The organism is Lewinella sp. JB7 (genome assembly GCF_024297185.1).
In the GTDB taxonomy this organism is placed as follows: domain Bacteria; phylum Bacteroidota; class Bacteroidia; order Chitinophagales; family Saprospiraceae; genus Neolewinella.
Window position 1 is genome coordinate 185,130 of the sequence record NZ_JANCTD010000009.1, and the last position, 14,502, is coordinate 199,631.

Annotated in this window: 12 protein-coding genes; 8 read left to right on the forward strand and 4 right to left on the reverse strand. The window is 59.5% G+C overall.

Annotated features, from left to right (window positions below; genetic code table 11):
* Window position 1 precedes the first annotated feature (1 nt).
* Window positions 2-1,867: a tRNA uridine-5-carboxymethylaminomethyl(34) synthesis enzyme MnmG gene (gene mnmG / locus NMA52_RS16115; RefSeq protein WP_254828733.1), complete on the reverse strand. Its 1,866-nt coding sequence runs from the start codon at window positions 1,865-1,867 to the stop codon at window positions 2-4.
* 299 nt (window positions 1,868-2,166) lie between these two features.
* Here mnmG and NMA52_RS16120 point away from each other — a divergent pair, with 299 nt between their 5' ends.
* The 6 genes from NMA52_RS16120 (at window position 2,167) to nqrF (ending at window position 8,819) form a co-directional block, all read left to right on the forward strand.
* Window positions 2,167-3,780 carry a Na(+)-translocating NADH-quinone reductase subunit A gene (locus NMA52_RS16120; RefSeq protein WP_254828734.1) on the forward strand — a complete coding sequence of 538 codons (1,614 nt, stop codon included), beginning with the start codon at window positions 2,167-2,169 and terminating at the stop codon, window positions 3,778-3,780.
* 54 nt (window positions 3,781-3,834) lie between these two features.
* Complete coding sequence (locus tag NMA52_RS16125; RefSeq protein WP_254828735.1) at window positions 3,835-5,238, forward strand: NADH:ubiquinone reductase (Na(+)-transporting) subunit B; 1,404 nt, start codon at window positions 3,835-3,837, stop codon at window positions 5,236-5,238.
* 18 nt (window positions 5,239-5,256) lie between these two features.
* Complete coding sequence (locus NMA52_RS16130) at window positions 5,257-6,000, forward strand: FMN-binding protein (RefSeq protein WP_254828736.1); 744 nt, start codon at window positions 5,257-5,259, stop codon at window positions 5,998-6,000.
* Between the two features lie 45 nt (window positions 6,001-6,045).
* Window positions 6,046-6,804 (forward strand): NADH:ubiquinone reductase (Na(+)-transporting) subunit D, encoded by a 759-nt coding sequence (locus NMA52_RS16135; RefSeq protein ID WP_254828737.1) that lies wholly within the window; start codon window positions 6,046-6,048, stop codon window positions 6,802-6,804.
* A 66-nt stretch (window positions 6,805-6,870) separates the two neighbouring features.
* Window positions 6,871-7,482, forward strand: coding sequence for an NADH:ubiquinone reductase (Na(+)-transporting) subunit E (gene nqrE / locus NMA52_RS16140; RefSeq protein ID WP_254828738.1), 612 nt, complete (start codon window positions 6,871-6,873; stop codon window positions 7,480-7,482).
* A 62-nt stretch (window positions 7,483-7,544) separates the two neighbouring features.
* Window positions 7,545-8,819: an NADH:ubiquinone reductase (Na(+)-transporting) subunit F gene (nqrF, locus tag NMA52_RS16145; protein ID WP_254828739.1), complete on the forward strand. Its 1,275-nt coding sequence runs from the start codon at window positions 7,545-7,547 to the stop codon at window positions 8,817-8,819.
* Window positions 8,820-9,002: 183 nt separating this feature from the next.
* Here the strand turns inward: nqrF and NMA52_RS16150 are convergent, their stop codons facing one another.
* From NMA52_RS16150 to fabG, 3 genes are read right to left on the reverse strand one after another with little or no spacing between them, the layout of a single operon-like run.
* Window positions 9,003-10,601: a cellulose synthase family protein gene (locus NMA52_RS16150; RefSeq protein ID WP_254828740.1), complete on the reverse strand. Its 1,599-nt coding sequence runs from the start codon at window positions 10,599-10,601 to the stop codon at window positions 9,003-9,005.
* A 2-nt stretch (window positions 10,602-10,603) separates the two neighbouring features.
* Window positions 10,604-11,305, reverse strand: a complete 702-nt coding sequence (locus NMA52_RS16155; RefSeq protein ID WP_254828741.1) for a glycosyltransferase family 2 protein — start codon at window positions 11,303-11,305, stop codon at window positions 10,604-10,606.
* Between the two features lie 51 nt (window positions 11,306-11,356).
* On the reverse strand, window positions 11,357-12,088 hold the full coding sequence (fabG, locus tag NMA52_RS16160; RefSeq protein ID WP_254828742.1) for a 3-oxoacyl-[acyl-carrier-protein] reductase: 732 nt from the start codon (window positions 12,086-12,088) through the stop codon (window positions 11,357-11,359).
* Between the two features lie 113 nt (window positions 12,089-12,201).
* Here fabG and NMA52_RS16165 point away from each other — a divergent pair, with 113 nt between their 5' ends.
* Window positions 12,202-12,513 (forward strand): YbaB/EbfC family nucleoid-associated protein, encoded by a 312-nt coding sequence (locus NMA52_RS16165; protein WP_254828743.1) that lies wholly within the window; start codon window positions 12,202-12,204, stop codon window positions 12,511-12,513.
* 39 nt (window positions 12,514-12,552) lie between these two features.
* On the forward strand, window positions 12,553-14,445 hold the full coding sequence (locus tag NMA52_RS16170; protein WP_254828744.1) for a sodium:proton antiporter: 1,893 nt from the start codon (window positions 12,553-12,555) through the stop codon (window positions 14,443-14,445).
* Window positions 14,446-14,502 lie beyond the last annotated feature (57 nt).

Here is a 14,502-nt window from a genome sequence, read left to right on the forward strand (position 1 = left end):
GCTAGCGGCCCAGGTGCACCAGCAGCACGCTCACGTCCGCCGGGCTCACCCCGCTGATGCGGCTGGCCTGGCCGATGGTCACCGGCTTGAGTTTATTCAGCTTCTGGCGGGCCTCCTTGGAGAGGGCGGTGAGCTGCTCGTAGTCAAAGGCCTTACCCAGCTTGATGCCCTCCAGGCGACTCATCTTCTCGACGGCCTGCCGTTCGCGCTCGATGTAGCCTTCGTACTTGAGAGTGACTTCGGCGAGGTTGACGGTCTCGGCATCGTAGGGCGCGAGGAAGTCGCGCAGAGCGGGCACGGCATCGGCCATTCCCTGCAGGCTTACGCCGGGACGGGCGAGGATGGAATCGAGTTTTACGCCCTGCTTCAGCGGAGCGGTACCGACGCTCTCGAGGTAGCCGTTGATCTGTTCCGGGGTGATGCTGTGCTGACGGAGCTCACCGGAAATGTCCGCTACTCCTTCCCGCTTGCTCTGCACCCGCGCTACGCGCCCCTCCATATCCCGTACACCGAGTGCGGCGGCCATGGGGGTAAGGCGCAGATCGGCGTCGTCCTGCCGTAACAGAATACGGTACTCGGCCCGGCTGGTAAACATGCGGTAGGGCTCCTCGGTGCCCTTATTGATCAGGTCGTCGATGAGCACGCCGATGTAGGCATCGCTGCGCCGCAGGATGAAGGGATCGCGTTCCTGGACGCCCAGTGCCGCGTTCATGCCCGCGATGAGGCCCTGGCAGCCCGCTTCCTCGTAACCCGTGGTGCCGTTGATCTGCCCGGCGAAGAACAGGCCGTCGATCAGCCGCGTCTCCAGGGTAGGACCGAGCTGGGTGGGCGGAAAGAAGTCGTACTCGATGGCGTAGCCGGGCCGGAACATCTTCATATTCTCGAAGCCGCGGACCTGACGCAGGGCCTTATACTGTACGTCCTCCGGCAGACTGGAACTGAAGCCGTTCACGTAAATTTCGCAGGTGTTGCGGCCCTCCGGCTCCACGAATAGCTGGTGCTGGTCGCGGCCGGCGAAGCGATCGATCTTGTCCTCGATGCTGGGGCAGTAGCGGGGACCGAGCCCCTGGATGCGGCCGTTGAACATGGGGCTGCGGTCGAAGCCCTCCCGCAGGGTTTCGTGCACCTCCGGACTGGTGTAGGTCACGTAGCAGGGCAGCTGATCGGTCAGTGGGGGCGTATCGGTATAGCTGAAGCGACCGGGATTCTCGTCGCCGTGCTGCACCGTCATGGCGCTGTAGTCGAGAGTGCGGCCGTCCAGGCGGGCGGGGGTACCGGTCTTCATGCGACCGGCTTCGAAGCCCAGTTCCTGGAGTTGTTCCGTGAGTCCGGTAGCGGAACGTTCCCCGGCGCGGCCGCCGCCGAACTGCTTTTCGCCGATGTGGATGGTACCGTTGAGGAAGGTGCCGTTGGTGAGGACGACCGACCTGGCGGGGATTTCCATGCCGAGGCCGGTCCGTACGCCGGCAATCCTGCCGTCCTTTACGACAAGTCCGACGACCATTTCCTGCCAGAAATCGATATTCGGATGAGCTTCCAGTCGTTCGCGCCAGTTTAGGGCGAAGGCCATGCGGTCGCTCTGGGCGCGCGGACTCCACATGGCGGGGCCCTTACTCAGGTTGAGGAGGCGGAACTGTACCATCGTCTCGTCGGTCACGATGCCGGAGTAGCCGCCGAGGGCATCGATCTCGCGCACGATCTGCCCCTTGCCCACGCCGCCCATGGCCGGGTTGCAGCTCATCTGGGCGATCGTCTGCATGTTCATGGTGGCCAGCAATACCTTCGCTCCGAGGTTGGCCGCGGCAACGGCAGCCTCGCAGCCGGCGTGTCCGGCACCGACCACAATGACGTCGTAGGTAGGAAACATAATTTTCGGTTTGGCGGAGCATCCATAACGCCCGGCGAACGCACAAAGTTACGCAAATGCTCAGGGCGGGTGCGCGGGAGCCGGAGGAACAAAGCAAGAGCAGGCCAAGCAAATAGCGCGCATTAATTATACAAAATCTAAATAAGGCCCAATAATTAACAAGGCCGGACACGGGTGGCCTAGATGTTGCCGATGTCGTAACTTTGCCGCAATTCCCAAAAGCCTGGTGATCCGCCCGGCTTTTTTCCTCTTTCGGCTTCCCCCAGTCGAGTCAACCGTAACAATGCATGCCCCCGCGTATGAGAAATTTTAAGAGACCGGCCGGCCTATCTCTGCTGTTACTTGCCGCGCTTTCGCTCCAGTCGCAGTCTTCGGTATCCGGCGGTAACTTGGTTTTCTACGGCATTGCCGCCCTGGCCCTCCTCATTTTCTTCTACATCGTGGTCAGCGTGGCCGATAACTTCATGGTTATCGAGTCCAAGCAGATGGGCCTCGACGACGAGAACCGTGCAGGCCTCTTCCCGGACTTCAGTCAGCTGTTCGCCGGCAAAAAGCCGAAGTACCTGAAGGATGCCCACGTGTACACCCTCACCAAGGGTTACGATATTCCCATGGATGGTGAGCCCCAGGAGACGATCAGCGAGCCCAACGTGACCCGCTTCGCCATCTCCCCTCCCGACTTCTTCGGTCTACGGCCCATCCCCAAACTCCTGGTGGAGGAGGGCGACGTCGTGAAGGCCGGCGATCCGGTATTCTTCGATAAGCAACTGTCGCGGATCAAGTTTGCCGCGCCCGTTTCGGGGGAGATCATTGCCGTCAACCGCGGGCTGAAGCGCTCCATCGCCGAAATCGTCATTCTGGCCGATAAAGAGCAGGAAAGCCGCAGCTACGAACTTCCGACTGCCACGGCTCCCCGTGAGGAACTGGTTGAATTCCTGCTGGAGAGCGGCGCCTGGCCCTGCATCCGGCAGCGCCCCTACAACCTCGTCGCTAACCCCGACGTGGTGCCCCGTGACATCTTCGTCTCGACTTTCGACACTTCTCCCGTCGGTCCCGATCTCAACCTCGCGGTGAGCGGCCGCATGGATACCTTTCAGGCCGGTGTCGACGTGCTCCGCCGCCTGACCCCCGGTCTGGTCTATCTCGGGCTCGACGGTAACGGGGAGGTAGACTCCCCCTTCGCCGTTGTGAAAGGTGCCGAGAAGCGCTACTTCCGCGGTGCCCACCCCGCTGGGAACGTCGGGGTACAGATCCACCACATTCACCCCTGCGGCGTCGGCGAGAATACCGTTTGGACCCTCGGCGTCGAGGACGTCCTGCTGATCGGCGAGCTTTTCCGCAACGGTCATTACGATACCACCCGTCTGGTGGCGCTGTCGGGTGGCTCCCTGAGCAGTCCCGGCTACGTGCGTACCCGGGCCGGTGCCAACATCGGCGAACTGCTGGCGGGACAGACCATCGAGCCCAACTCCCGCATCATCAGCGGCGACGTACTGTCCGGCACCCAAAAATCAGCGGAAGGTTTCCTGAGCTTCTTCGACAACCAGGTCACCGCCATCCCTGAAGGCAACGAAGCCGAAATTTTCGGCTGGTTGCTGCCCCTCAAGCCCCGGGCGTCGATCTCCCCCACCATCCCGGTGCTGAGCGACAACATCCACATCACCACCAACAGTCACGGGGAGAAGCGCGCCTTCGTGGTCAATAACGACTACGAGCAGGTCATGCCGATGGATATTTACCTGACGCAGCTTATGAAATCCATCCTCGTTAACGACCTGGAAAGCATGGAAGGACTGGGCATTTACGAGCTCGTTCCGGAGGATGTCGCCCTGGCCGAATTCGCCTGCGTGAGCAAGCAACCCCTGCAGCAGATATTGCGTCAGGGTCACGACACCATGATTGCGCAGGGATAACTATAAAATACACGGCCTGTTTTCCATTAGCAGTCCGCAACTATAAAGCTTGACATGAAAGCATTGCACGATTTTGTAAAGAAGTTTGAGCCGGATCACGGGACATCCCCCTTCCTGCATACGACCTACGACGCTTTCTATACCTTCCTCTTTCAGCCGCCCGCCGTCACCCAGGGTGGCGTGCACGTCCGCGACGGCATGGACCTGAAGCGCCAGATGGTGTGGGTCGTACTCGCCCTGCAGGTTCTTTACATCTTCGGCACCTGGAACATCGGTCAGCAGCACTTCTCGGCGCTCGGACAGTACACCGGTCTGCTGGAAGGATTTCACCTGAAGCTGGTCTACGGCCTGATCCAGGTTATTCCGATTTTCGTCGTTACGCACGTGGTCGGCCTGGGCATCGAGTTTCTCTACGCGGCCAAGAAGGGCCACTCCGTTGAGGAAGGCTTCCTGGTTTCCGGTGCCCTGATTCCTCTCATCATGCCCCCCGATATTCCCCTGTGGATCCTGGCCGTTTCGGTGGCCTTCGCCGTCGTGCTCGGTAAGGAAGCCTTCGGCGGAACGGGTATGAACATCTGGAACATCGCCCTGCTCGCCCGGGTATTCATCTTCTTCGCATACCCCACGACCATCTCCGGCGACGAAGTCTGGATCAGCGGTATTGAGAAGGTAGACGTCGGCGTTTACGCCAGCGAGGCTTACAGCATCGTGCACCACGGTTTCGACTGGATCTTCGCCGGCCTCGGATGGAACACCTTCGGGCAGGGAGGAACCCTGGTCGCCGACGGTTTCACCGGTGCCACTCCCCTGGGCATTGCCGCCAAGGAAGGTTGGGAAGGCGTATCCGCCGTCTATACGCAGAGCGAAATTTTCTGGGGCACCATTCCCGGATCGATCGGCGAGTCTAGTGTACCCCTGATTCTGTTCGGTATGGCCTTCATCATGTTCACCCGCATCGCCGACTACCGCATCATCGTCGGCGGCATCATCGGACTGCTGGTCGGTGGCTTCATGCTCAACGCCATTGCCCCCGCCGAGCTCACCGAGGACACCCCCGGCATCTTCAAGTTCATGGCCATCCATCCGCTGCGGCAGATGATCATGGGCAGCTTCCTCTTCGCCATCACCTTCATGGCTACGGACCCCGTCAGTAGCGCCGACACCCCGACCGGCAAGTGGATCTACGGCTTCCTGATCGCCTTCATCGGGCTGATCATCCGGGTGCTGAATCCGGCCTACCCCGAGGGCTGGATGCTCTCCATCCTGTTGCTCAACACCTTCGCTCCCCTCATCGACCACTACGTCTACCAGGCGAACATCAAGCGCCGCGCCAAGCGGACCGCCTCGATGGCCAAGACCCGCGACGAACTGATCACCAAGCGGAACGAGGAAGTGGAGATCTTCACCCCCCAGAACGCCGAAGGCTACCGACCCGTCGGTAACCTGGGCAACTACTAACAAACTCAATACTCGACCATGAGTACGAAATACATCTACACTTTCGGCGTCATCATGACCGTAGTGGTGGCCCTCGTTCTGGCCGGTTTCCGTACGGCTACCGCCGACGCGGCCGCCCGTAACGAAGACATCTTCAACAAACGGGAAATTTTGGCCACGGTCGCCGAACCCCTGGCCGAGGCGGGAACTCCTATCGGCAGTCTCTCGGACGATCAGGTGCTGGAGATCTTCGAGAATCAGGTGACTCAGGTCCTCGTGAATTCCGTCGGCGAGCAAGTTGATCAGGAATTTTCCGCCCTCGACCTTGCCAAGGAGTACAAGAAGCCGGAGGATGCGCGCATTTACCCCGTCAACATCTTCGACCTGAACGGAGAGAAGTACTATGTTTTCAGCGTCCGGGGTAACGGACTGTGGGACGCGATCTGGGGCAACATCGCCCTGGCTTCCGACCTGAATACCGTGACCGGAGCCAGCTTCGACCACGCCGGGGAAACTCCCGGACTCGGCGCCGAGATCAAGGACAATTCCGGCTGGAAGTCCCAGTTCAAGGGAAAGAAGATCTTCGACGGCGATAAGTTCGTCAGCATCATCGTGCGTAAGGGCGGTGCGGTTGATCCTGAGCACGACGTCGACGGCCTGAGCGGTGCAACCGTTACCGGCGACGGCGTGACGAAGATGCTCTGGAACGGACTCAAAGCCTACGAGCCCTACATCGAGGAGCAGCGTGCCGAAAACGGCGCCACCAGCATGAACCTTAAGTAAATTCAATCCCCGCCGGCGATCCGGCGGTGACCTATAGCTACAACCATGGCAGAATCAACTGAAATCAGAACCGGGGTCGTCGCCGATCCCGCCGGTACGGAGAAAGAGCCCCTGTTCGGTAAGAAGGAGAAGATCCTGATCACTGATCCGCTACTCGACAATAACCCCATCACCATTCAGGTGCTCGGGGTGTGTTCGGCACTCGCCGTTACCTCGCTCGTGTACCCATCCCTGGTGATGGCCGTCGCGGTGGTCTTCGTGTGTGCGTTCTCGAGCCTGTTCACGTCCCTGATGCGCAACATCATTCCGAAAGCCGTACGTCTGATCGTGCAGCTGGTGATCATCGCTACGCTGGTGACCCTGGTGAACGAAGCGCTGAAGGTGCTGGCTTTCCCCGTATACAAGCAGTTGTCGGTCTACATCGGCCTCATCATCACGAACTGCATCGTGATGGGTCGCCTGGAGGCCTTCGCGATGGCCAACAAGCCCTGGCGGGCCTTCCTCGACGGCGTCGGTAACGGACTGGGTTACGGACTAATCCTGGTTGCCGTGGGCGTCGTCCGCGAGCTGTTCGGCAAGGGAAGTCTCTTTGCCGGTTCCGGCATCGCGATGAACATCATCGGCCCCAGCAACGACACGACGCAGTACTGGATCAACACCGCCGCCGAGAGCGGTATCGGCAGCTTCTTCGGTTGGTACGCCAACAACAACCTGATGGTGCTGCCCGCGGCCGCGATGTTCGTGATCGCCGTCTTCATCTGGATCCAGCGTAGCTACAATACCAAACTGGTCGACGTCTCTTAGGGTACGAGCCCTTCGTTCATCCGCCCGACGTCGTTTCCTACCCACCTCCTAAAGATCAACCCCACCATGGGAGACTTTCTCAACATCTTCATCAAGTCGGCCTTCATCGAGAATATGGTCCTGGCCTACTTCCTCGGTATGTGCTCCTTCCTGGCCGTATCTAAGACGCTGACCACCGCCACCGGACTCGGACTCGCCGTCATCTTCGTTCTCGGCATCACCATGCCGATCAACTGGGTGATCAATGAGTTCATCCTCATTCCGGCCGAACTCGAATTTCTGCGCTTCATCCTCTTCATTGCCGTAATCGCCTCCACCGTACAGCTGGTGGAAATGGTGGTGGAGAAGTTCAGTCCCGGTCTCTATGCAGCCCTGGGTATCTTCCTTCCCCTCATCACGGTGAACTGCGCCATTCTCGGTGGTAGCCTCTTCATGGTCAGCCGGGAGTACAACCTGACCGAATCGGTCGCTTTCGGTCTCGGTGGCGGCTTCGGCTGGTTCCTGGCCATCATTGCGCTGGCGGCTATTCGTGAACGCATCCGGTACAGCAACGTGCCCCCCGCCCTACGTGGCCTGGGCATGGCGTTCCTCATTACCGGTTTGATGGGTGTTGCCTTCCTGAGCCTGACCGGAATCGACCCCGCCGTCTTTGCCGGATGGAGCGGCGCGGCCGAGTAAGTTTTACCCCGAACAGATAAACCGTCGGTTGTAGAACCGGCTTATACGTAAAATATCCCACCATGATTACCATCGGAGCAGCGGTCGTCGTTTTTACGCTCATCGTGCTTGCCCTCATCACCATGTTGCTGGTGGCCCGCCGCAGGCTCGTTCCCCAGGGTGAGGTCAGCATCATCGTCAACGGGGATAAGGAAAATCCCCTCCGGGTTCAGCCCGGCAATACCCTGCTCACGGCTCTTTCGGATAAGAGCGTATTTCTTCCTTCCGCCTGCGGTGGCGGTGGTACCTGCGCCATGTGTGAATGCCACATCACGAAGGGTGGCGGAGATGTACTGCCCACCGAACTCAACCACCTGACCCGCCGTGAAGTCGCCGAGCATAAGCGTCTGGCCTGCCAGGTAAAGGTGCGTGAGGACATGGAGATCCAAATTCCCGAAGAGATCTTCGGCATCAAGAAGTGGGAATGTACCGTCGACCGGAACTACAACGTCGCCACCTTCATCAAGGAGTTCGTCGTGCGGCTGCCGGAAGGGGAGAGCCTGGATTTCGAATCCGGCGGCTACATCCAGGTAGACGTACCTAAGTGTGAAGTGCACTTTAAGAACTTCGACATTACCCCGCACCCCGTTTTCCACAAGGGCGCACCCGCCGATAAATTTAAGCCGGACTGGGATAAGTTCGGTATGTGGGACTTCGTCATGAAGAACGACGAAGAGCAATTCCGTGCCTACTCCATGGCCAACCACCCCGGGGAGGGCGACATCATCATGCTCAACATCCGGATCGCGCCACCACCCTTCGACCGGCAGAAGAACGCTTACATGGACGTCAACCCCGGCGTCTGCTCCAGCTACGTGTTTGACCAGAAGCCCGGCGACAAGGTGACCATCTCCGGTCCCTACGGCGAGTTCTTCATCAAGCCCACCGATAAGGAAATGATCTACATCGGAGGGGGTGCCGGTATGGCACCGTTGCGGAGCCACATTTTCCACCTCTTCCACACCCTGAAGACCGACCGCAAGGTCAGCTACTGGTACGGTGGTCGTTCTAAGGCCGAACTCTTCTACACCGAGGAATTCGAAGCCATCGAGAAGGACTTCCCCAACTTCAAGTACCACATCGCCCTCAGCGATGCCCTCCCCGAGGATAACTGGAACGGCATGACCGGCTTCATTCACCAGGCGGTACTTGACAACTACCTCAAGGACCACCCCGAACCCGAAGAGATTGAGTACTACCTCTGCGGCCCGCCCCTGATGCTACAGGCCGTCCAGAATATGCTCGACGAACTCGGCGTACCCGAAGAGAACATCGCCTTCGACGACTTCGGCAGCTAGTACAATGCGGTCTCCGACCGCGCAAGCAAAAAGCTGCCTCCGGCAGCGCTAGAGAGCCCACCGAGATTTTTCTCGGTGGGCTCTTATAGTTTATGGCGGTTAGCCGCCGATGGCAGTCCCTATGGTGTAATTTCTGATTGTACAGGGGGGGGTACGGTAAGTGCAGCTGCCGGAGGCGGCGTTTTACTTCGCGAGGCCGAGGTGCTTCACGCTGAAGAAGAAGATGGTACCGTAGCCTAGAGCCAACAGCGCGTGAAAGACCACGAAGGTGGTATTCTGAAGGTAAAATGCTCCCCACACCGCGAAGAGAAAATACACGGAGAGCAGACCCTCGCCGACGGTAATCAGATTGAGCTTACCCGAGAGGTATTTTTTCGTGGACAGCTTATCGCGGACGGTGCTGATGTTAAACTTCGGAGTGCGTACGAAGGGACTTTTCTTGCCCCGGTAACCCTGCAGTACCGCCACCGAGTTGTGCAACGAAAGCCCCATACTCAGGGCCAGGAACAGGGGAAAGAGGAAGGCGAATTTGATCAGGCTCTTTACGAAGCTCGGTTCCTTATTCGCGACGCTCTGCACGTTCGCAACATAATAGATCCCGATCACCGACAGCAAACCGGCCAGGAAGAGGGCGAAAAAATTCTTACTGAAACCGTACTGCGCCAGTTCCCCGAACAGAAAGAGCAGCGGGACGCTGAACACCCCGCACAGAAATACGAAGAGAAAGATCGAGGAGGCCAGCAAGTGCGCCGTGGCCTGCACCTTGTGGCCGAACGCCAGATCGCTGTGCCACACGTCGGGCAGCATCTTGCGGGCCGTTTCGGCACCCCCCTTCATCCAGCGGTGCTGCTGACTCTTAAAGCTGTTCATCTCCACGGGGAGTTCCGCCGGACTGCCCACTCGTTCCAGGTACTGAATCCGGTAGCCGGCCAGCTGCGTACGGATGCTCAGGTCCAGGTCCTCGGTAAGGGTATCGGGCTGCCACCCCCCGCCGGCCTCGATCGCCGCCCGCCGCCACACGCCGGCCGTTCCGTTGAACTGCAGTAAGTGCCCCCCGTTCATGCGCCCTACTTGCTCGACGGTGAAGTGTACGTTGAGCTGCAGGGCCTGTAGGCGGGTAATGAGGCTGTAATCTTCGTTGAGGTGTTCCCAGCGGGTTTGTACGACGCCCACCTTAGGATCCGTGAAGTAAGGAATGGTCCGCCGCAAAAAGCTGGGGTCAGGTACGAAATCCGCGTCGAAGATGGCTACGAACTCCCCCCGTGCGACGTGCATCCCGTCCCGCAGCGCCCCGGCCTTATAACCCTGTCGTTCCTCCCGGATGATCTGTTCGATCAGGAATCCGCGGGCTCGGTAATGCGCCACCCGTTCGGCCACCAGCGCTACGGTCTCGTCCGTACTATCGTCGAGTACGTGGATTTCAAAGCGGTCACGTGGGTAGTCGAAGGCCGCGACGGCGTCGATCAGGCGGCCGATGACGTACAGTTCGTTGTAGATCGGTAACTGGATCGTGACGAAGGGATACGGGGGCGGGGCCGCGGGTGCAAGATCAATTCCGGAAGTCCGGTGCGACCTGGTCGGGTAGGCGGAGTGCGCAGCAGCGGAATGGCCATCTTTTCGTGCGGGTTCGGCGGGAGCGACGGCCTGCAGCGGCGGCAGATTTACCGGGGCCGGGTGCTGCTTGTAGTGATACAGCAAGTTGAATTGCAGCAGGCAGTAGACCGTGATGTACAGTAGACTAATGGTATAGATAGCCAGAACCACGAACGCCGCTACGGTCATCGTCAAATCAGTTTAAAGATGGTCCACAGGATCTTGTGACCGGCGAGGATGGTTCCGCGCAGCGTACCGGAGATCTTGGAGACCCCGATACGCCGACGGTAACGAACGGGTACTTCCGTACACTGCAGACCGGCCCGCGCGGCTCGCACCTGCATTTCTACCGTCCAGCCAAAATCCGGATCCTCCATTCCCAATTGCACGAGGGTGGAGTAACGAATGGCCCGAAACGGACCGAGGTCGGTAAAGGCGTAACCGTAAAACAGCCGAATAAGATTCGTCGCGAGCCAGTTGCCGAATACCTGAGGTACGGTCATGCTCCCCGCTTCGGATTCGCCGAGCGCCCGCGATCCGATCACGAGGTCATAGCCGTCGTTTACAATTGGGGCAACCAGTTCCGGTAACTGCTCGGGGTAGTCGCTGTGGTCACCGTCGATGAAAACGACGATGTCGGGATGCTCGTGCGGTGGCCGCCGGGCGATGTATGCCATACCCCGCAGGCAGGCACTACCGTACCCGGCCCGCTCTTCCCGTACAACTACGGCACCCGCGTCCGCGCCCACCTGAGCCGTACGGTCCCGGCTGTTGTTGTCGCACACGATAACGTCCCGCAACAGGTGGCGGGGCAGTTCACCCACGACCCGCCCGATGCTTGCCTCCTCATTGTAGGCGGGGATGATGACATCGATAACCGGGGGGGTAGACAAAGACGAAAATTTGCGTAAAGATACGCTTCCCCCCCGGCCCCGAACGTCGGCTTACGACAGGCCGCCGTCGACGGATAGTACTTGTCCGCTCACGTAGCTGCCCAGGTCCGAGCCCAGGAAGATGCAGGCGTTAGCAATCTCCTCCGGTTTGCCGAAGCGCTTCAAGGGGATATTAGCCAGGTAACCCTCCCGGACCTTCTCGGGAAGTTCGTCGGTCATATCGGTCTCGATGAAGCCGGGCGCGATGACGTTGCAACGAACGTTGCGGCTGCCCATTTCCTTAGCGATCGACTTGCTGAAGCCGATGATACCCGCCTTACTGGCCGCGTAATTCGCCTGGCCGGCGTTGCCCTGGATGCCGACGATGCTCGACATATTAATGATGCTGCCCCCGCCGCGCATCATGGTCCGCATGGCGTGTTTGGTGAGGTTGAAGACGGACTTGAGATTGTTATCCATGACCGTATCCCACTGTTCCTCGTTCATGCGCAGCATGAGGGTATCGCGGGTGACGCCGGCGTTGTTGATGAGGATGTGAAGTCCCCCGAAGTCCGCTACGACGGTCTTGACGAGCTGCTCGGCCTCCGCGTAGTTGGCAGCGTCGCTCTGGTACGCCCGTACGTTCTCCCCCAATTCTTCCACGAGCGCGTCGGCGGGCCCGGCGGAGCTGCGGTAGGTAAAGGCCACTTTAGCGCCGGCCGCGGCGATGGAACGAACGAGAGCGGCCCCGATGCCGCGGGATCCGCCGGTGATGAGGGCGACTTTTCCGTCGAGTAGACCCATAATGTCAGCTTGTTTTGGTGACCGCCAAAGGTAGGACAAGTGCAAAGAATGGCGAACCCGGCAAACTAAACCGCCCGCCCCTTCCTTCTATAGGTTCACCAAACGACCTAGCCATGTTCGGAGATATGATGAAACAGATGGAGGAGATGCAGGCCAAGATGCAGGAGCAACTGGCCCAGCAAACCTTCGAAGCCGAGGCCGGCGGAGGAGCCGTGAAGGTTACCTGCGACGGCACCCGCACCATTCACAATGTGAGCATCGACCCCGAGCAGGTCGACCCCTCCGATCTGGAGGCCCTGGAAGACCTGGTGGTCGTGGCCACCAACCGCGCCCTCGAACAGGCGGCCGCCTACGAAGCACAGCAGGCCGGCGGCATGATGGATAATATGCTGCCCGGCGGACTGGGAAGCATACTGGGGGGATAGCCTTAACTTTAAGGCCTCCGGAACGCCAGCACACCTTACATGGAAGAATTAGCGGGAATTATTGTACTCGGCATATTCGCCCAGTGGCTCGCTTGGCGCGTCAGGGTTCCCGCGATCTTGCCCCTCATCGTGATCGGGCTGCTGGTGGGTCCGCTGTCGACCCTCTTCACCGCGGACGGGAGTAAACTCATCAGTCCCATCTTCACCGTAGCCGGCGATACGGGCGAGGGGCGGGGACTTTTTCCGGGAGAATCGCTGTTCTACTTCGTCAGTCTTGCCATCGGTATCATCCTGTTCGAGGGGGGGCTTACGCTGCAGTTCCGGGAAGTAAAGGAGACGCAACGCTCCATACTGCGCCTCATCTCGATCGGCAGCCTCATCACCTTCATCGGGGCGGGGCTGGCGGCCCACTTCATTATGAATCTGGGGTGGAGTGTCAGCTTTCTCTTCGCCGGCCTGATCATCGTGACCGGCCCTACCGTAATCGCGCCGATCCTACAGAATATCCCCCTGAATCGGAACGTGAGTACGGTGCTGAAGTGGGAGGGCATATTGATCGACCCTCTGGGGGCACTGGTGGCGGTCCTCGTCTTTGAGTTTATCAGCTCCACGGACCACGGCCTCGGCTTTACCGGAGAGGCGGTGCGCACCTTCGTACAGATCATCATTTACGGCGGCACCCTCGGTTTCCTGGCGGGCTACGGACTGTTCCACATCATCAAGCGGGAATTGGTGCCCCACTATTTGCTCAACGTTTTCATTCTGGCGTTCGTCCTCTTCGTCTTCGTGGCGAGCGACCAGCTGGCCCACGAGTCCGGACTGCTCGCCGTCGTCGTGATGGGGCTCGTGCTGGCAAACAAGGACGTGCCGCGCATCAAGGAGATTCTTTCCTTCAAGGAGTCCATCAGCGTGCTCCTCATCTCAATCCTCTTCATTCTGCTGGCGGCCAACATGAATATGGCGGAACTGCGCCTGCTGACCGAAGACTGGCGCCCCCTCGCGCTGTTCGGGGTCGTTATTCTGGTGCTCCGGCCGCTGGGCGTGTTTGCCAGTACGGCCCGCGGTAATCTGAGCTTTAACGAAAAACTCTTCATCAGTTGGGTGGGCCCCCGGGGCATCGTCGCCGCCGGTATTGCCTCCCTGTTCGGACTCAAACTGGCCGCCGACGGGGTGCCGGGAGCGGAATACATCACGCCACTGGTGTTCATGATCGTGCTCGGTACGGTACTGATCAACGCTACGACCGCCCGTTTCGTAGCCCGTCTGCTCGGCGTTATTCAGGATACCTCCAGCGGGGTACTGATTCTCGGCGCAAACGACTTCGCCATCACCATCGGGGAATACCTCAAGGGGGAGGGCCGCGAGGTCTTCCTGGTCGACAGCAACGCTAAGAACATTCGCCGCGCCCAGGAGAAAGGGCTGCGGGCGATCGTCGCCAACATTTATAATTCTGACCTCAGCGAGGAGTACGACCTGCTCGACGTCGGCTACATGCTGGCCCTGACCGGCAGCGACGACGTCAACGCTTACGCCATCACCCGGTACGAGGACATCTTCGGAGAACGGGGGGCCTACCGCCTGATCACCGCCGAAGAGATGAAGGCCGAGGAAGCGCCGAGCGATGCGGAGCACATCTTCAGTCGGACGGATGACTTCATCAACATGAGTGAAGCTCACCGGGAGGCCGGTATCGTGCACGAGCGCAAACTCTTCAGCCAGCGTGAATATCTGGACCTGCTGCTGGAAATGAGCCGGGAAAGCTACTCGGTGCCCTTGTTCATCAAGGCCCCCGACGGCACGCTCCAGGTGCTCTCGGCCCACCCGGAGGAAATTGACGTCGACGCGGGGGGCTATCGTTTGGTGTACCTCGGCGTGGAATTGCCCGGCGCTACCGAGCCGAAAAAGGTAACCGAAGTCCGTGGGGAGCGATGAATTGACTACCTTCGGGTAGGATTATTTTTTTCAGCTTTGAGTGGGCACAAGAAACCA